The following is a 17,244-nucleotide window of genomic DNA, read 5'->3' on the forward strand; positions in this document are numbered from 1 at the left end:
GCGGCATGCCATATTTATAAGGTTGATAAAATGTCAGATAACACTTCAGATAACAATAAACAAGCAATGAAGGCCAAGCTTGAAGAGATTAAGTCTTCAATGTGGCTGAAAAAAGAAAACGTGAGAATCATTACCGATGAGAATCGCAATGCCGAGCCAGAGCAGGAATTACTCTTTGTTACTACTTTAGATGAGGCTATTGAGTTATATAAAAAACTGAAGCAAACGCATTATGCTGTTCAGATTTATTACACGGAGCAGTGCGGCAACATTCCAGCAGGGTGGAACCTAACGACTCACGTTTCATACACCCCTAAAAATTCATTAGATGAAATGCAAAGAGATAGCTTAAATGCCCTGATTGAAGCTGGCATGACTGAAGCCGAGGCGAAAGAATTAACGCACTTAGATTAGAATAATAATTTATTATTAAAGAGGCTGAATTATGGCTGATAATAGCAATAACAAACAAGCAGCATTAGACGCCGCTTTACAACAAATTGGAAGCCAGTTTGGTAAGGGAGCAATGAATGGGGGCGCGAGTGATACAAATTCTAATACAAGTGCTACTAACTCTCATGCCAGCGCTACGAATGCGCTAAGTACCCAACAAAATCATAAAAAATCCAATAAATTGAATTTTATTTGGGGGCGTTTTCCTGCAAATTCAATGAGGGTGTGGGTGAGTGAACACCCGCAAGAGACCAATCAGCAATTAGTCAAAGAAGCAGCCAATGCTAATATCCAGCTTAAACTTATTGATTTTTCAACGGAATTGAAGAAGCAAGGCAGTGGTTTCTTAAGGGGTGAAATACAGCAAAGTGACGAAGGCAACGATTATAATTCACGCCCTAGTTGGATAAGTGGCGAAGAATTTTACTTATTCGATAATGTTTCTTCTGCTTTTAAAAATAAACACTTAATAGAAGAATTTGTAAGAAGCGCTTACGTATCGCGAACGGTTCTTGTTGATCAACACGCGAGAACCAAAGCACACTTTGTTGATTGTTACTCATATTACGAGGAAAAAATAAGAGTAGCGCTGACATGCACTCACTCAGAGTATAAAGTTCTTAATAGCCTACAACGGCAGCTTCCTCAGCTGGATTTTACTTTGTTTGAATTCCATTTTGTGGCCTCAAAATAGATCTCTTAATTAAGCTAATCGGTATTACATTTTTACTCTGTTTGCTTGTTGCACAATATCACTTTTGTTGTGCTTTGTTTTGTTTAACGTCAACTTTTACATGAGTTGTATTAGCAGCTCTAAACAAAATTTAATAGTTAGGATTTTGAACTCAAACCCTGCAGAAATTGCATAGGCGTTATGCCGTTCCACGACTTAAACGCACGGATAAAGCTACGCTCATCTGAAAACTGTAGCGTGTGCGCCACCTCATACAAACTACTGCCTTGAGTCAGTCGCAGTTTGGCCTGCTTGTTCTGTACGTTATTTTTGAGTTGTCTAAAACTGGTTTGATACTCAGCGAGCCTTCGTCTTAATGTTGCCGGACTGATATTGAGCTTGTCAGCCATTTGTTCTTGGCACAGTGTTCCCGCGTTAAGCTCACTATAGACTTTATCGAGCAAGTTAGCATGGTCGTTGATCGATTGCTGGTGATGGAGTGTGTTTGCGAGCGAATGATAAATGGTATTGAGCGTTAAGTGCTCTAGCTTCGCCAAATCCAATGATTGATTCGTTTCTTGGTATTGATAGGTGAGTAAGTAGCGATTGCTTACGGGTTTAATGGGAATGTGGGTGATAACCGAATTTAGCAGCGAGCTTGAGTCACTTTTGGTCTGCACTTGTGTGAGTTGAACTTGGGTGGTTTCGGCGCACACATATTTTACGAGGCCATGGATCAATATCAGCATGCTATCTAACATACAGCGAGAAAATTGTGCGTCAGCGGCTGTGGCGTAGTCAAAGGCTGCATCATCAATTATGTAACTCACTTGAGAGTGTGACACCTCGCAGAAATTGTAGGTCCCCGCGTGGATAAAGTTATAGCCACGGGCAAGCTCCTGTAAGAGCTGAGTAATGGTGCGGCAATGGCGCAGGCTATTGAATACAAATTCGTTGGTGCCAGGCAGAAGCTTTTTGCGGTTGAGGTTTAGACTTTCGTCATTGAGCTCGACAGCACAGTGTTCCATCACGCGCATAAACTCAATGGCATCTAGGGCGTCAATGGCTTTATTGATAGCCAAATACTGCGCGACCGCAGCAAATTCCAGTTTTGCTGCGGTGAGTGTGTGCTGCATCAATTGCACGTAGCAAGGTGCAATAGCGGTGTTTGACATAAATACGTAAGCTCATCCTGTCACTCTCAACAATTCAGTTAATCAACATCAACTCAAGATAGCAATAGTTTTGCGTTGCAACTTTAGTGCAGTATTTTGTCACCACCCGCCGAGGGGGCTGCTAGGGAGCACTTAACCAATTTTTGATTTGGTTGATTGCACTGGGTTCCCAGCCAAGCTCTAGGTGGTTGGTGGCCACAACCGCCGAGCCCGCCAAGTTACTTATTCCTGTGCTGTCGATGCAGCTACTGATAAATACAACGCCATCGGAAGGGCCGGTATGTTCATTGTGAATAAATGCCATATCGGCCTGATCGCCACAAAGATTATAAACTTGAACGCTGCTGTCGGTGCCAGCGCTACGAACTTGGTCTACCAGTGAGTTGACAGTAAACGTTGCGATACCTCGGCCTTTGCTCACAAACCCTAAGCCACCGTAGTAAGTGGTGTACCAATCTTGCTCTGTGGTGGGGAGTGCATATTTATCATCTAGTGCTTTTAGCATCTGCGCGGAGCCGGGAAAGTAAGGCGAGTCGTAAACCCACTCGGAACTCGAATACCATAGGCCAAAACATAATATTTGATCATGCGCAGTAGGCCCATTTATGCTGCCGCCACATTGCGAATAAGCACCATAGGTATGATTAACGCCGTGACGAAATGACCAATCAATGCCATTGTTGGGGGCGCCGAGCATCACCAGTTTGCGTACATCACTGTTAAATTTAGTGCTCCAAGCATTGGTCAAAGAAGAAATATACATGCGGGCATTAAACGCGCTTTTTGACCAAGTGACTAAATCGACTTGCGTTGCCCCCGTCTTATTTTTAACCTGAGCGATGGCATTGGCTATCTGCTCCGCCCAGATAAAGCCATCGCCATTTTTATGCGCCAGATTTAAGGCAAAAACCTTGTAATCATCATTGGCAAGCGCTTGCATTAAGCCTTGCGAAGGGCAGTTTTGTCGACCACAACCGTAACTACCTGCCTCGTTTGGATTTGCCCAAGCCAAATCGGCATCTTGATTGGCACCGTGGATCAGCAACACCGGTGTTTGGCGGCTGTTACTATCCCAACCCGGCGCATGATAAAGCAGAAACTGCGCAGAGCTTGGTTGGCTAGATGCAAAGAAAGTAGCACGCTGACCTGATTGATCGCCACGGCCGTCGGCAGGAAAGCTTTCATTGCCGATATGCCCTGAGCTATCTCGCCACCTTTCAACCTTCTGCCAGCCATTGTTAATACCTGTGGTATAGGTGGCTTCAAGTGTCGCTGAAGCGTGCGCTACACCACTAGCTGCAAGTGAGATAAAAACGAGCAATCCATAAGTGTGAGTACGCAACGCTGTTTTTGTGTTTTTCATATTTTTATCCTAGGTCAAGTCATGTTTTAACTGATTGGCGATATTACTGCGCGCGAGCTTGCAGACGTCGAGCACGGCAAAGGAGAAAAACGCATGTATGGTATTTTCAAAGCAGGTTAGGGTATTAAGCACACCCGCTTGCTTTAGTTTTTTGGCGAGCAGTATTCCTTCGTCGTAAAGTGGGTCGCAGCCGGCAAGCAGCACACTGGTGGCAGGAAGGTGCGTCATGTCTTCAATAAATAATGGCGAGACATTGACGTCCGCCGCGCTTTGCTCGGGTGCGAGATACCAGTTGCAGGTGTCTTTAATTGCGTCCCTAGTTAGCAACAAGTTTCCATCGCCATACTGCATGCGCGACGGGTAGGTTTCATGGGGAGAAAAAGAGTCAACCACAGGGTAAATTAGGTATAAGTTACTTAGGGTGTTTGGCTGTTGTTGATGTAAGTTATGCGCTGCAACAAGCGCTAAATTACCACCTGCACTGTCGCCCATCAGTGAAATCTTAGTGGGGTCTAGCTCCAACCGCTGGTGGTTTTCTTGCAGCCAATCTACTACGGCGAGCACTTGCTGCAGGGCGCATGGAAACTTATGCTCAGGCGCGAGGCTGTATTCGACACTGAAAAAAACGACACCGGATTGCTGGCATAAGTCTTTTACCAGACCGTCATAGCAGTCGACATCTCCTAAAGACCAGCCGCCGCCGTGGACAAACACCACCGCGGGACTGGGGCTTGCCAAAGACTGCGCCGGCCGGTAACAGCGGACGCCCACGTGAATACCATTGTGTTCAATGTGTAGGTCTTGGCTACTTACTTGTGCGTCAATTTCTCCCGCGAGCCCCAAAAACATCGCTCTTGCGCCTTGTCGTGAGGTCTCAATGGAGATTTCGATGTCATGAATGTCGCCAGCTTGAGCCGCGAGGTCGTCTAACAGTGCTTGTGTTTGTTTGTCTAATTTCATAATTAAAACTTATATTTAAGGTTGATACCGTACGTTCTAGGCGCGCCGTAATAACCAAGTTGAACCCCGGGTGCTGCGCTAAGATCGAAGCCGTGTTGACGATAGCGTTTATCGCCTAAGTTTTTGCCGTATAAACTGGCTTCCCAACTGTCGTCCGCGGAGCGGTAGTGCAGTGACATATCAAAGAGGGTGTAGCCAGACTGTGCGAGTACCTCAGAACTGCTCACGGTGAGATAGGTTTTACTGCGATAGGCGGCACTACCACGTAGTGAAAATTCGCCTTGCGTAAAGGCGCTAAAGAAGTATTCAAAGCCCGCACGGCCATTCCATTTGGGTGAATTAACCAGCTCCCTTTCATCGCTGACTTCTTTACCAAAGTCGCCGATAAGCTCATCATAACCGCCCCCTAAATAGCCCAGATTGAGGTTTAGAGTGAGGTTATCGGAAGCCACGGCTTCGAGCTCCATTTCTGCGCCATAAATAGTGGCTTTACCTGCATTTTCAAACAGTGATAAAAACGCACCGGTGTCGGGGTCGGTAGAAAAGCGGCTGAGCTGAAAGTTTTTGTAGTCATTGAAAAAAGCCGCGGTATTTAAGCGAATATTCTGCTTATTCAATAAGGACTTAGAGCCAATTTCATAGCTCCACAAGGTTTCTGGTTCAAAAGGTTGTGCAAATGAGGTGATCCGGCCGTTAAAACCGCCACTTTTAAACCCTTTTCCGGCGCTCAGGTAAACCATGCTGTCGTCAGATATGGTGTAATCGAACACCACTTTTGGGGTAAACTCTTTCCACTCCTTGGATGCGCTGTAGCCTGTAGGGCTATAGCCAATGCCTGTGCCGAATACCGCTTCCATTTCCTCAGCCGTTGTTACACCGGTGCCAAAAAACTCCTCGCCTTTGGACGTGACTTCTTTTTTCTCAATGGTGTAGCGTGCGCCAAGCGTGATGTCGAGCTTTTCAGTCAAAGACCAAGAGAGGTTAGCGTAGAGGGCTGAGCTGGTATTTTCTTGATCGCGTTCTCCTGCGTTAATCACAGGCCAAGGCAGGTAAACGTCTGGCGCCACCATAACAAAAAAGTCCGGTGCGACGGAGCCTCCAAAACTCAGATCGTCCTCATTAAAGTAATAGAGCCCAGATACCAAAGAGAATTTGTCGTCTTTGTATAACCATTGCAATTCTTGGCTTATCTGCTGTTGATCTTCGAAGTTAAAAATACCAAACGATGCATCAGGGGTGGCATCTAAGTCTAAGTGCGTGCGGTATTCCATTTCGCGCCGAGCAGTGATGGATTTAAATACCGAGTGGCCCGTGAAATATTCAAGCGTTAAGCCCGCTCCCAAGGTATCGAGCTCTTCTAAATCGTTGTAGTTAACGTCAACGAGAAAAGGGTCTTCCTCGGGCGCATAGTAGCCTTCTTTTACCACCGAATAGATAGGCGTTTCTCTATGTGGGGTGCGTGAGCTTGAGGGGGATGCGTTCGAGCCGTCGACGACTAAATAGGCCGAAAAATTCTCACTTGGTTGATAAAGTAAACTGCCTCGCCACGCTAAGGTGTCTTTGTCGTGGTCGTCACTATTGTTATAGCGATTCTCACTAAAACCATCTCGACTACTTTTGGCAATCGCAAAACGTCCAGAGAGCGTGTCTTCAATCAATGCGCCGTTGACGCTAGCTTTTATCGTCCGAGCATTATAATTTCCAAGTGCCACGCTGACATATCCTTCGTTGTCTTGCGAAGGTTTGGCACTACTGAAACGCACCGCGCCACCTATGGTGTTGCGACCGTAAAGGGTGCCTTGTGGACCGCGTAATACTTCGATTTGTTCCGGGTCGACAACATCTAAAAAGGCACCTTGAACGCGCCCAAGATATACGTCGTCGAGATACACACCAACGCCAGGGTCATTAAAGGAGATAGAGTCAATTTGGCCAATTCCGCGAATATAAATGACGGCGTTGGAAGCATCACCTGAGTGCAGGTTAAGGTTCGGAACGTGAGATGCCAGATCACCGAGATCTTGTACATTCATCTTCTCAAGCTCTGAGGCGGAGAGGGCGGTCACCGCAAGCGCGACATCTTGTAGGTTTTCGGTTTGCCGCGTTGCGGTAACGCTGATCCGCTCAATTTTTTTGCTTTGCTGAGTGCTTAGCGTGGACTCCGCTTCGGCATAGCTATGGCCTGATAATACAGCCGCTATCAGAAGTGATAGTGTATGCCGTGGTATACCTTTGGTTGAACTGACTCTGTGCGATTGAGTTGCTGCAATCATGCTGAGTAACCTTTCGTCGTTATTATTATGTTCTCCAGTATAGGAATGAAGAAAATTCAATAGCTAGGACAAAAGCAGTCAACTTGATGAGCAAATTAGCTCATTACGAACATGGATATCTTATTCATCCATTCAACTCAAACCTGTTCTACGGCTCAATGGGTATTCCATTTTAGGACCACATTATGATGCTGGTTAATGAGGGGGAATGGCAAGCCAGAATATGACAACAGTAGCCGCACTTGTAGTCAATCATTTCCTCATTAGTAGCTGAGATTGCTTACGCCTTTCTGCATGAAAAGCAACCATATTATTGTGACTTAAAGTAATTTATATGAAGTATATTGCAATAATCTATTTACTAAAAAAGCGATTTTGATATTCTTCCGTTCCAAAAATAAACACATGAGTTTGGTATGCCAGCTTAATTAGGAGCCTACATCGTATGGTAAATGTAAAAATAATTATAACAATAATAGTTGGACTACTTTTAGCTGCTTGTGGTGGAGGCAGTGAGAGTGAGGAGAGTAAAGCGACGTCGCCGCAACAAAATAAGAGTGAAAACAACTTTACGATATCAACTCAAATAGATAAGCACGTTCGCATTCACCCTCAAACCGCAATTGTGAAACCTGGTGCAATAGCGACCTTTGAGGTAACGGCTGATGCTGGGTATCAAATTAACCTGATAGAAGGATGCAGTGGTGCACTAACAAACACCACCTATAAAACAGCTCCTATAAATGCTAACTGTACAATTAGTGTTACGACCGTGGCTTCTTTAGTGGCTCCAGAGAAGAAAGAGCAGTTATCTGTAGTTCGGTTAGGTTACCCTGGAAGAATTAAGCTCGATCTTGCGGAACACGATCAAACTGCAATCTATAATCTTTATTATGCAAAGGAGTCTGGAGTTACTAATGAAAACTATCAACACTTGAGGAAAGGTAACGTGCTCAAAAACGTGAATTTTCCAATTGAGTTACCTGCAGCTTGGAACGACTTTCAAAATACCTACTTTATTGCAGAAAAAGTGGTTGGTCATGTAAAAAGTTTAAGTAATGAAGTCACCACAACACACCAACATATTGCGGGCAACTGGGGCCGGCTATGTGCAGTTGAGGGGAGCAGTATTAGCTGTTGGGGTGATACTAGATACCGAAGCCATAAAATTATTGCACAACAGCCTGAAATAGTTGATGAAATTAAGCAGCTAGCAGTTGGTACAGTGCATCAGTGTAGTTTAAGCAAGGTTGGAGTCACATGCTGGGGAAATAGTGAAGATGAACGATTAGCTGTTCCTGAATTATCAGACCCCAGCTTCATCGCGATAGATGGTTCAACATCGTGCGCTATAGATAGTAAAGGAATGAAGTGCTGGGGTGAAAACGCATCTGCTCACAATAGGGTCGTATTACAAAACCCTAAAGAAGTTAAATTGAACGACTTCTCTCAAAATTGTGCGATAGACGATAGCGGTATAGTTTGTTGGGACAATTACGGTAATGTAAAACTTAAATTACCAGAGCTGAAAGCTTCGCACTCTTTGACGATTAGTAACCGCTTTGCTTGTGCGATTAGTGACAATAAAGTTGCTTGTTGGACGAAAAACGGTACACCTGTTGAGTTAGAGAGCATATTCAAAAACCCGAGTCAAGTTACAGTAAACAATGCAAGTATCTGCGTGCTGGATGATACGGGTGTAAAATGTATTGGTGACCAACAACATCCGGGCCAAAATGTTCCTCACCTAACAAATCCTCGTTCAATATTTAGCGATGATCAATACAATTGTGCAATTGATGACAATGGTTCACATTGTTGGGGAAGAACAGAGTATATATACAATGAGTTACCTCATTTGACTAATCCAACACAAGTCGCATTTGATAGCTTTACGGGTGAGAATCCTCTTAGCTGCTTTGCTGATGAAAGTGGCTTAGAGTGTTCAAGTAATTCTTACGGTCAGGTTTTGTTTGATAAACAATACTATCCTGATGACATTTCTTTGAGAGATGACAACTTATGTATCGTTGAAAATGGTAAGTTGGAGTGTTTCGAGTTGGTAAAAGAATGGAGCCAAGAAGACCCTAAAATTCGACTGCAAGCGCGTCCAACAAATTTAGATTCTATTAGTAATGGAAGCGCAGCAAGAAAATCTTACCTTAGTTGGGAAGGTATTAGCGTATGCGCTTTATACACAGGCGGCTTTTTGTGTGACAGCGACAACTCTGGGGCTGATTGGAGTTATCCTAGTATGTATTTTGATAACATATTATCTCTGGATTTAAGTGAGGACCGTATTTGCATGGTTAGAGGTTATCAGCAGATTAATTCTCGCTTTGTGCAATGTATCAAGGAGGGAACTCATGAAGAACTGTTTGTTCCTGGTGACTTATTAACTACAAAAAGTGTCTCAGTTGGTGCTATAGAAACATGTGTTTTAGAACTTGATAGAGCGGTGTGCTGGAATCGCGCTAATGATGTATATAGCAAACCACTCGTTAATCCGACGCAACTCAAAGTATACACTTACCAAGCTTGTGCAGTAGATGATAACGGTCTATCTTGCTGGCCCTTAGGGAGTAATGAAGGAAAGGGGATAACGCTTCCTTCGATTCAAAATGTGACGAAATTAATGGAAGACTCAACCTGTGCGGTGGGAGAAGATGGTTTATTTTGCTGGGATATTTTTCCATATTATGGGTATGGGCAAAGAGACCGAGCACTATACTAGTTTAAAGGCATTGGGCTGGGTTGAGCTCAGTCCATTGCACGCAGCAAATTATCCGATATGTAAAGATTGCATGCTAAGCCCTTAGTTAAAACTGAGCGAAAGAATTATTTACAATTTTAGTATTTGCTGAATTATTGTTCTTTATCTCTAAAGGTGATACTTTGGGGTACCCTTTTAAAAAGGGTACAAATTATCAATAAGGAAAATAAAGAATGAAATTGAAATTACAAAAAAAACCACTTAAATCTCTATCTAATAATACCGAACTCAATGCGCAAGCGACTCCTCAAGTTGCAGGTGGCGTGAAGCAAACTGAGTGGTGCAGCATGGGTCCAAAATGTTTAGTTACCGGCACTTGCTATCCTACGGATAAAGTTGCCTGTACGGAAATGTAATATTGATTCGTGATGCGGACCTAGTTCGTATCACGTTTTATGCTTTTTTGTATAAATAACCTTAGCTTCGGATAGTTAATGCCATCCTAGCCGTCAGCTTTGGCGCTAACCGGATTGAGCTCACTTTCAATAACCAGCTATCGTCACGGTTAAGCTCTTCATTTAAATCAAACTCTGGTTAATCGCCTTTATGACCGCTTGGGTTCTGTCTTTAACTTCAAGTTTTGCGAGTATTTGAGAGACATGGTTGCGAATGGTGCCTTCGGAATTGTGTAAGGTGTTGGCGATGATTTTGTTTGACATGCCGAGAGATAAACAGCGCAACACTGCTTGTTCTTTTTCAGTCAATTTTTCTTGTGGTGCTAATTGCTGATCTAGAAGGTAAGTCGTCAAAACGCTTTGTAGCACTTTTTTCCCTGCAATCACTTGTTGGATGGCGTCGATTAATGCCTCTAGTTCAATATTTTTAAGTACATAGCCCCGTGCACCAAGATTAATGGCCTTTACCAATACATCGCAATCTTCAAAGGTAGTGATAATCAAAACTGGAGTGGGTATTGCGTTAGTGCGCAATGCATTAAGTACACCTAGTCCATCTAAATTAGGCATGCGCATATCCAGTAAGATGATGTCAAATTGTTGTGAAGCGAGTAACTCAAGTGCCTGTATACCGTCTTCAGCTTGCCCTTTTATACAAATGTTTTCGTCAAGGTTAAGCAAGTTGGCTAGGCCTAACCTCACCAAGGTTTGGTCTTCCACGAGTAGGCAATTGATCATGTAATATTCTCGGATAAAAGGTTAAGTTCGGGTACAGGTATGGTTATCGAGCTGATGAGCTTTTGATTTTTAATTTTTTGTGTGAATGAGCCGTTAAGTAGTGCTAGTCGCTCATGTAGCCCAGATAAGCCATTGCCTTGTTTTGGCAAGCTAGACTCGCTTTGGTTGTGAAAGGCGCTAGCTTTTAGATTATGGTTTGCTGTGTCAATTACGACCTCAAAATTGATATGATTTGCTTTGGTATGTTTGAGCGTATTGCTTACCATTTCTTGACAAAAACGGATCACGCAGAGTGAATGCGCTTGCGAGATTTGTTCTGAACCACGGTCTAGCTCTAAGGTGTAGCGCAAATTGGGTGTAGCCGTGAAAATTGCTTCTAGTGCTTGTTTCAAGAGTGTTTTATTGTGGCGCTGAGTGGATACGATACTTCTTACTTCCTCAAGCAAAGTTTGGCTTAGTTGATGGCAACTTGCTAGGGTTGGCTCTATATCTTCGCTTGCCGTTCTTTTTGCGAAATCAAGATTAATACTCAGTGCTGTGAGTTTATGGCCTAGTGAATCATGCAATTCTCGGGAAATATTGAGTCTTTCTTGCGCTGCTGATATGGCTTCCATCATGTGTTGCGTGGCTTTAAGCTCTTTGTAATTTTGCCGAGATTGGTAGTGCATATTGAGGCTCTCAACTATGCGTCTGCTGACAAACCAGTTCATTGCACAAAAAAATAGCCAAACAGCAAAGATGATCCAAGGTACGCTACCTTCCCACATTGTATAGTGTGTAAATCCGTATACCAGCATAGCAAGTAACACGGCAGACAGAACTTTAGGGAATGAAAAGTGCGGACTAAAAATTGCAGAAAACATGACCAAATGAATAAAAACTAATGAAGTTGTTGATACCTGCATAAGTAGCGCTATCAATACTAGGTAGGTACAGGCTGCCGCATGGACTCGCTTATTTGGGTTGTTAATGATAAAAAACAGCAATGTCAAAATGGCACCGCTAATGATTAGCTGGCCGACCAATGCGAGCTGAGAGTTACGGTAATACATACATGCAAGTGTGACACCTAACCAAGAAGCAAGTGTTGAAAAACGCCAGTCTGTTGTATGGCGGATAGGAGAGTCCATCATTTCTGCGCAAAGTTTTTATTTTCGATTATTACAGAATCGCTATGGTGAGAACAGTGATAATTGTCATAGTCAAAATATGAGATTTATCACTGGTGACGTGACATCACTTTACTAAGATAGTGATGGGTATCGGTAATTCATATGAGGCTTATTTATGACGGATATGGCAACGGTTTCTTCAATGGCCACTGTTCAATGTGGCGTCGCTCGTGCTGATGGAAGATTATGGGCGACGGCAGATACACTGCATTTTACTCCTTTCAATACCTTGCTGGGGCTAGGTCCATATCAAATTGATATCGTTGATGTGATTAAGGTTGAACAGTGCCTTGGCAAAGGCGCAGGACTGCTTCCTCTTACAACTCAAGCGATCCAAATTACATTAAAGAGTAATCAAACGTTCAAATTTATTTTATCAGAACCTGAATCATGGGTAAGGTGGTTCAATTCTATTGACTGTTGATTAAATGAAAAGGATTTAAACCCCATAATTTATAGATGGCTTTCTTTAAGTTATTGTAAATTTTTAATTTTTATTTTTATTTTCTTGGTTGGTTTCATTTGATAACTGGTTTAAAAAAAGGGATTGTTCAGTTTGATAATTAACCTATAATTAATTTGGCAGGTAGAAATAAAGCTGATAACCTATTGTCCGTCTCAAAATAATCTCACTTAAACACAAGGATTATAGTGTTATGAATGCTCAAAGATTGGAGCGCATATTAAGTGCGTTTTTACCTTCTTTTATTGCCAAGCAACTAGCTAAATCACCAAAACTTTTGCTGTTTGTTGTGCTATTTATCACCTTGCTCGTCATTTTTATTATTAAAGTTGCCTCTTTTGCCATTTACTCTTTGGTCGTGGGAGCTGTGTTATTCGGCTGTTGGATGGCGTGGAGTGGCACTAAACGCATCATGTCGAAGCGCAAGAAACGAGTGTCTTAAAGTTAAATCAAGATACTCTGGGTTTAATACCTATTACTTAATTAATCTGAAATATATTTTGTCTGTTTGTCTGCTGGACTAGATATTACATAAATTGAAAATCTCAATCTATTTAAGGAAAAATAACCATGAGTCTATTAAATAAATTCAAAACTCAAGCGCAATCTATTGGCAGTAGTATTGGTGAATCTACCAGTAAACTAAGCGGTGATATTGTGTCTTCAACGAAAGACAATGCAAAGCTTGCTGGTTTGAAATCAGATATCGCGTCAATCGATGGTCAACTTAATATTGCATACCAAGATATTGGCCGCAAATATATTGAAAACCTAATCAAAAACGATGGTGCAAATCTTGAAGCTGTATTGCAAGACACTATCGAGCGTATCGATCCGTTAATTAAGCGTAAAGACGATCTGGAAGCGGAAGTTATCGCTATTGAGAAGCAACTAAAAGATCAGATAGTTATCCAGGAAAAAGCGGTTTTCCAAAAAGAATTTGATGGTGAAAAAGAGAAGCTAGAAAAAGCGCTAAAGCTTGATGTTATCTCGCAAGACGAGTTTGATACTAAGCTGGCTAAAGCACGTTTGAAACTAGACAATTTCGATGAAATTCGTAAAACCAAAAAGCAGCACGAAATGGGTCTAATCAATAAAGAAGAATTAAAAGAAAAGCTAACTGCGTTAGGTGCGTAATCTAACGCTTAATGACTCCCTGATTAGCCAGCGCTATTAATTTAACAATTATATGAGCTGGCTACACTATGCTTTATTGAAAAATCACATTCAAATCATTGCGTTTACGTTATTCGTTTTAACCTTAAATTGGCAGCGATTGTTTAGTAAAGTGGAATACCCCACATGTAGATGCACATCAATTTAATTGGCTAAATTACTCAATTCGAAGACTCTTTATTGCAAGGCTTGCTTCGCCACCTTCTGTGTCTGTCAAGTCTGGTACAAAGTAAAGTGCGGAAACATGCTTGAGTATGACCCCTTTGTCTTTTGACCAAGCAGGTGTCCAGTTGGGTCTGGCAAAATCATTCAGAGCTACGTTGATTGTTTGCCAAGTATCTGATGCTGGTAATTTAGATTGGTAGTGCGCATAGCTTTTATCACCTGAGCCGCCATACTCCTGCTGCGATAACTTAACTATCAAAGCGTTATCACTTTTATACGTCAATGCAATGTTGAATTGAGAGGGGAGCTGTTTAGTGGGCAAGTCGTAAATAAGCTCTACCCAAGAGTTGTTTTGTTTATCGACTCGCGGCACGCGTTTAAACTGAATAGCAACTTGCTCTTCATTAACAAGCGGGCCGTTCAGAATTGCTTGGCTGCCATGCGGATCGGTCGCATAACGCCATTGTTTTGGCTTTAAGTTCGGCTGAGTATAGCTACAGCCAGAAACCGCAATAACGAATAAAAGTGATAAAAAACGCATAGAAAAATCCTTAGAACAACGTCCCTAAAATATAATTTTTTAGTTTATTTACAAGAAGGTAATATGACAACGGGGCGCATGTGCATTTTTGGCCAATGTTAGAAAATTTCAAGTCATCATACTTCAATGTGGCTTGCTAAAGTTATGGCACCTATCATGAGAGATTGATTTATTGGTGTGGTTGATCTCATACTGTTTCTAATACAGGTTAGCTAGGGTCTAGCAAACAAATAAGGAATCGTATGGAAACGGAGTTTATCTCTTTTATTTTTTATCTTTTTGTATTTATTGGCGCTGTTTTTGCTCTACAAGATAGACAAAGGCTTAAGCAACTTGTCAAAAAAGTACATCAGTTACAAAATACGATAGAGCAGCAAAGTCGCCGGATCTCGACACTTGAAGGTCGTGAATTTTCAGATCAAGCACGTTCAGAGAAGAAGCTTTCTGTGCGTGGACAAAGGAATGACGAAACAGCTGATAGCACATCATTAACTGCACGAACAGCATTGGGTGGCTCCATTGCAACAGCCAATCCTACACAACCTCAGCAGCCTGAAAGCGACAGTATGGTGACTATCGCAAGAGCCAAGCCTAGTAAGAGTAAACCAGCCTTTGAATTTGACTTTACTTTAGATTCTTTATTAAAAGGGAATGGACTTTTTTGGATAGGTGCCGTAGTGCTAGCCTTGGGCGGCGTTTTTCTAGCTAAGTACTCTATTGAAGCCGGACTTCTTCCCCCTAGTGTGCGAGTGATACTGGGGGCCCTTTTTGGAGTTAGCTTGGTTACTGCCGCTGAAGTTGTAAATCGCTACAAAGAAAAGCTAAAAATTAATACGCCATACATTTCTGCAGCACTTGCCAGTGGTGGCGTGATCACTTGCTTTGCCATGACATTGGTTGCTTTTGATTTCTATCATTTTATACCGGCTAATATGGCCTTTGTTTTACTCGCCATTATTTCATTGGCTGCGACCTCTTTGGCACTGAGATTTGGCCCTGTGCTCGCAGGTATCGGCATCGTTGGTGCGTATGTCGTGCCTGCTTTGGTATCGACCGGTTCTAATAATATCGGTGCGTTACTGCTGTATATCAGCTTTGTTTCACTCTCTGCGATTTGGGTTGCGGATTATGTGAAGCGCAAATGGCTGTGGTGGCAAAGCTTTGTTGGGCATTTCTTATGGTTTTGCACCGCGGTTGCGGTTGGTGGAAGCGGCGACTTTTGGGTGCTGCTGATTTTTGCGCTTATCTCTATGTACTTATATGTGTTGGTAGACGTACTGGGTTGGCGGCTGACGAATTCAATGATAAGTCCGTTGCCGGTCAAAGATCTATTAATGCCAAGAAAAGAGCAATTGGGAATTTTACTCCCACTGTTACTTATCGCATGTGCGCTAATAATAAAAACCCAAATCGATACGCTTATTTGGGCTAATGTCTTATTTGCTAGCGTGGTTTTGTGCGCGGCTTATAGACATAGTGCATTGGATAGTTGGCCATTTTATTTACTATTGTTTGTACTTCTCTCATTCTACTTGATGCCCAAAGTGGGCACTTACGGCGACGTACTTTTTCCTTTCACCGGTAAGTATTTGTTTATCCAAGTAGCAGTGGTCATCACGATGTTATTTAGCATGATGATGATTAAGCGATATCCATCAAGACTCGCTTATTTGATGCTGTTGAACGTGGCACCACTTGCGCTTTACGGTGTAAGCTACGCTATTTCTCCTAGAGTCGCAGAAGCAATTTTATATCCTGTATGGGCGGTTGAGATGTTGGCCATCGGGCTCTTCGCTTCGTATTGTGCGATGAAAACGGATACTAATATTCAGCAGGTCACTTACCTTATTTTGGCGAATGCCATGCTGAGTTTGTGTTTTACGATGTTACTCTCGGCAAGCTCGTTGACTTTAGCGATTGCGGCACAGGTAGCGTCTATGAGTTATTTGAGCTGGAAGTACAAAGTGCGTATACCTGATTGGTTGTATAAGGCTGCACTTATTGCCGTTGTTACCCGTCTTACTTTTGCGCCTTGGCTTGCAGATTACAAGCACGAAACGATTTTAACTATACATTGGACACTTGTGGTCTATCCGCTAGTGCTGGGCATCATTTGGTTTGCTACCAAATACAACCCTTCAAAGGCCCTGAACACTTGGTTTATGGGCGTCGCAATGCATATTGTGGCGCTTCTGGTTACGACCGAAACAAGTTATCTCTTGATTGGTGACTACCCTGATTTTACTAATCTCGGTTTCCAAGAATCCGTGTTGCTTGCTTTGAATTGGCTGGTGCTTGGCGCTGTATATCTGTGGCGAGGGCAGCTCAGCGACAAGGGCAACAGACTTTATCCGCTTGCCGCGAGCTTGCTATTACTTGGAAGCGTGTCGCTCCACTTTGATATTTCGTTTGCCAATAATCCGTTTTTTGACAGGCAATATATTGGAGACGGCGTGTTTAATTGGTTACTTTTGCAGTGGTTGGTACCAGCATGCGTATTCGCTTTCATGCTCCAGTTTAAGTTAATACCACCGCAATTTAAGCGGTTGGTATACGGGCTGATAGCCTTGCTAGGGGTCTTGTTTATCAATGGTGAAATTCGGGCGTTATTTCATGAGGGTTTCCTTGTGCTGTCGATGCCGATGGAGCAATCCGAGTTATATACCTATTCGATTGTTTGGCTATTGATTTCAACCGTATTAATTTTTGTTGCCAAGCGGATAGAGCATAAAGTGCTGATTAACGCCGGTTTTGCAGGGCTAGCCATTGTTATTTTAAAAGCTTTTGTGGTCGATATGGCAAACCTCGAAGGCTTGCTGCGCGCCTTGTCTTTTATCGGTTTAGGCTTATGTCTGGTGGGAATTGGTTGGCTGTTTCAAAAAATGCAGGATCAGCCCAGAGAGGTAAAACCAACGGCGGACTGA

The 17,244-nt window shown here is 42.8% G+C and carries 15 protein-coding genes; 8 read left to right on the forward strand and 7 right to left on the reverse strand.

Features of this window, described 5'->3' with window-relative positions; all coding sequences use genetic code 11:
* The first annotated feature begins 30 nt into the window (after positions 1-30).
* Together QSH61_RS05105 and QSH61_RS05110 are read left to right on the forward strand one after the other, a co-directional pair.
* A complete protein-coding gene (locus tag QSH61_RS05105) occupies positions 31-414 on the forward strand; it encodes a hypothetical protein (RefSeq protein WP_227387348.1) in 384 nt (127 codons plus the stop codon).
* A 31-nt stretch (positions 415-445) separates the two neighbouring features.
* Positions 446-1,147 (forward strand): hypothetical protein, encoded by a 702-nt coding sequence (locus QSH61_RS05110; RefSeq protein ID WP_206473629.1) that lies wholly within the window; start codon positions 446-448, stop codon positions 1,145-1,147.
* Between the two features lie 137 nt (positions 1,148-1,284).
* Here QSH61_RS05110 and QSH61_RS05115 read toward each other — a convergent pair whose 3' ends face one another.
* The 4 genes from QSH61_RS05115 to QSH61_RS05130 all read right to left on the reverse strand — a co-directional run bounded on the left by QSH61_RS05115 (position 1,285) and on the right by QSH61_RS05130 (position 6,897).
* A complete protein-coding gene (locus QSH61_RS05115; protein WP_206473631.1) occupies positions 1,285-2,301 on the reverse strand; it encodes a helix-turn-helix domain-containing protein in 1,017 nt (338 codons plus the stop codon).
* Between the two features lie 121 nt (positions 2,302-2,422).
* Positions 2,423-3,664, reverse strand: coding sequence for an esterase/lipase family protein (locus tag QSH61_RS05120; protein ID WP_206473633.1), 1,242 nt, complete (start codon positions 3,662-3,664; stop codon positions 2,423-2,425).
* Between the two features lie 9 nt (positions 3,665-3,673).
* Positions 3,674-4,624, reverse strand: a complete 951-nt coding sequence (locus tag QSH61_RS05125; protein ID WP_206473635.1) for an alpha/beta hydrolase — start codon at positions 4,622-4,624, stop codon at positions 3,674-3,676.
* A 2-nt stretch (positions 4,625-4,626) separates the two neighbouring features.
* Positions 4,627-6,897 carry a TonB-dependent receptor gene (locus tag QSH61_RS05130; protein ID WP_206473637.1) on the reverse strand — a complete coding sequence of 757 codons (2,271 nt, stop codon included), beginning with the start codon at positions 6,895-6,897 and terminating at the stop codon, positions 4,627-4,629.
* Positions 6,898-7,342: 445 nt separating this feature from the next.
* On the opposite strand from QSH61_RS05130, the gene QSH61_RS05135 reads away from it, so the two are divergent.
* Both QSH61_RS05135 and QSH61_RS05140 read left to right on the forward strand, forming a co-directional pair.
* Entirely contained in the window at positions 7,343-9,631 is a 2,289-nt protein-coding gene (locus tag QSH61_RS05135; RefSeq protein WP_206473639.1) for an RCC1 domain-containing protein, read from the forward strand.
* 212 nt (positions 9,632-9,843) lie between these two features.
* Complete coding sequence (locus tag QSH61_RS05140; protein ID WP_010607278.1) at positions 9,844-10,026, forward strand: hypothetical protein; 183 nt, start codon at positions 9,844-9,846, stop codon at positions 10,024-10,026.
* Between the two features lie 162 nt (positions 10,027-10,188).
* On the opposite strand, the gene QSH61_RS05145 is transcribed toward QSH61_RS05140, so the two are convergent.
* Complete coding sequence (locus tag QSH61_RS05145; protein WP_206473641.1) at positions 10,189-10,803, reverse strand: response regulator; 615 nt, start codon at positions 10,801-10,803, stop codon at positions 10,189-10,191.
* On the reverse strand, positions 10,800-11,936 hold the full coding sequence (locus QSH61_RS05150; RefSeq protein WP_248298756.1) for a sensor histidine kinase: 1,137 nt from the start codon (positions 11,934-11,936) through the stop codon (positions 10,800-10,802). Before QSH61_RS05150 ends, QSH61_RS05145 begins: the two co-directional genes overlap by 4 nt.
* Before the next feature lie 154 nt (positions 11,937-12,090).
* On the opposite strand from QSH61_RS05150, the gene QSH61_RS05155 reads away from it, so the two are divergent.
* From QSH61_RS05155 to QSH61_RS05165, 3 genes are all read left to right on the forward strand, one after another.
* A complete protein-coding gene (locus QSH61_RS05155) occupies positions 12,091-12,399 on the forward strand; it encodes a hypothetical protein (protein ID WP_174170791.1) in 309 nt (102 codons plus the stop codon).
* Between the two features lie 232 nt (positions 12,400-12,631).
* A complete protein-coding gene (locus QSH61_RS05160; RefSeq protein ID WP_010370628.1) occupies positions 12,632-12,880 on the forward strand; it encodes a hypothetical protein in 249 nt (82 codons plus the stop codon).
* 128 nt (positions 12,881-13,008) lie between these two features.
* Positions 13,009-13,575: a hypothetical protein gene (locus QSH61_RS05165; RefSeq protein WP_017217868.1), complete on the forward strand. Its 567-nt coding sequence runs from the start codon at positions 13,009-13,011 to the stop codon at positions 13,573-13,575.
* A gap of 196 nt (positions 13,576-13,771) precedes the next feature.
* Here the strand turns inward: QSH61_RS05165 and QSH61_RS05170 are convergent, their stop codons facing one another.
* Entirely contained in the window at positions 13,772-14,320 is a 549-nt protein-coding gene (locus tag QSH61_RS05170; protein WP_206473643.1) for a CIA30 family protein, read from the reverse strand.
* 242 nt (positions 14,321-14,562) lie between these two features.
* On the opposite strand from QSH61_RS05170, the gene QSH61_RS05175 reads away from it, so the two are divergent.
* The gene (locus QSH61_RS05175; RefSeq protein WP_206473645.1) at positions 14,563-17,244 is read left to right on the forward strand and encodes a DUF2339 domain-containing protein; all 2,682 of its coding nucleotides are present in this window, start codon (positions 14,563-14,565) and stop codon (positions 17,242-17,244) included.

Source organism: Pseudoalteromonas sp. JC3, from assembly GCF_030291895.1.
Classification (GTDB): Bacteria; Pseudomonadota; Gammaproteobacteria; order Enterobacterales; family Alteromonadaceae; genus Pseudoalteromonas.

Coding starts and splice junctions, on each gene's coding strand:
- QSH61_RS05120 (WP_206473633.1), bottom strand. CDS start 3,664: ATGAAAAACACAAAAACAGCGTTGCGTACTCACACTTATGGATTGCTC.
- QSH61_RS05165 (WP_017217868.1), top strand. CDS start 13,009: ATGAGTCTATTAAATAAATTCAAAACTCAAGCGCAATCTATTGGCAGT.
- QSH61_RS05130 (WP_206473637.1), bottom strand. CDS start 6,897: ATGATTGCAGCAACTCAATCGCACAGAGTCAGTTCAACCAAAGGTATA.
- QSH61_RS05145 (WP_206473641.1), bottom strand. CDS start 10,803: ATGATCAATTGCCTACTCGTGGAAGACCAAACCTTGGTGAGGTTAGGC.
- QSH61_RS05125 (WP_206473635.1), bottom strand. CDS start 4,624: ATGAAATTAGACAAACAAACACAAGCACTGTTAGACGACCTCGCGGCT.
- QSH61_RS05150 (WP_248298756.1), bottom strand. CDS start 11,936: ATGATGGACTCTCCTATCCGCCATACAACAGACTGGCGTTTTTCAACA.
- QSH61_RS05135 (WP_206473639.1), top strand. CDS start 7,343: ATGGTAAATGTAAAAATAATTATAACAATAATAGTTGGACTACTTTTA.
- QSH61_RS05170 (WP_206473643.1), bottom strand. CDS start 14,320: ATGCGTTTTTTATCACTTTTATTCGTTATTGCGGTTTCTGGCTGTAGC.
- QSH61_RS05105 (WP_227387348.1), top strand. CDS start 31: ATGTCAGATAACACTTCAGATAACAATAAACAAGCAATGAAGGCCAAG.
- QSH61_RS05155 (WP_174170791.1), top strand. CDS start 12,091: ATGACGGATATGGCAACGGTTTCTTCAATGGCCACTGTTCAATGTGGC.
- QSH61_RS05175 (WP_206473645.1), top strand. CDS start 14,563: ATGGAAACGGAGTTTATCTCTTTTATTTTTTATCTTTTTGTATTTATT.
- QSH61_RS05160 (WP_010370628.1), top strand. CDS start 12,632: ATGAATGCTCAAAGATTGGAGCGCATATTAAGTGCGTTTTTACCTTCT.
- QSH61_RS05115 (WP_206473631.1), bottom strand. CDS start 2,301: ATGTCAAACACCGCTATTGCACCTTGCTACGTGCAATTGATGCAGCAC.
- QSH61_RS05110 (WP_206473629.1), top strand. CDS start 446: ATGGCTGATAATAGCAATAACAAACAAGCAGCATTAGACGCCGCTTTA.
- QSH61_RS05140 (WP_010607278.1), top strand. CDS start 9,844: ATGAAATTGAAATTACAAAAAAAACCACTTAAATCTCTATCTAATAAT.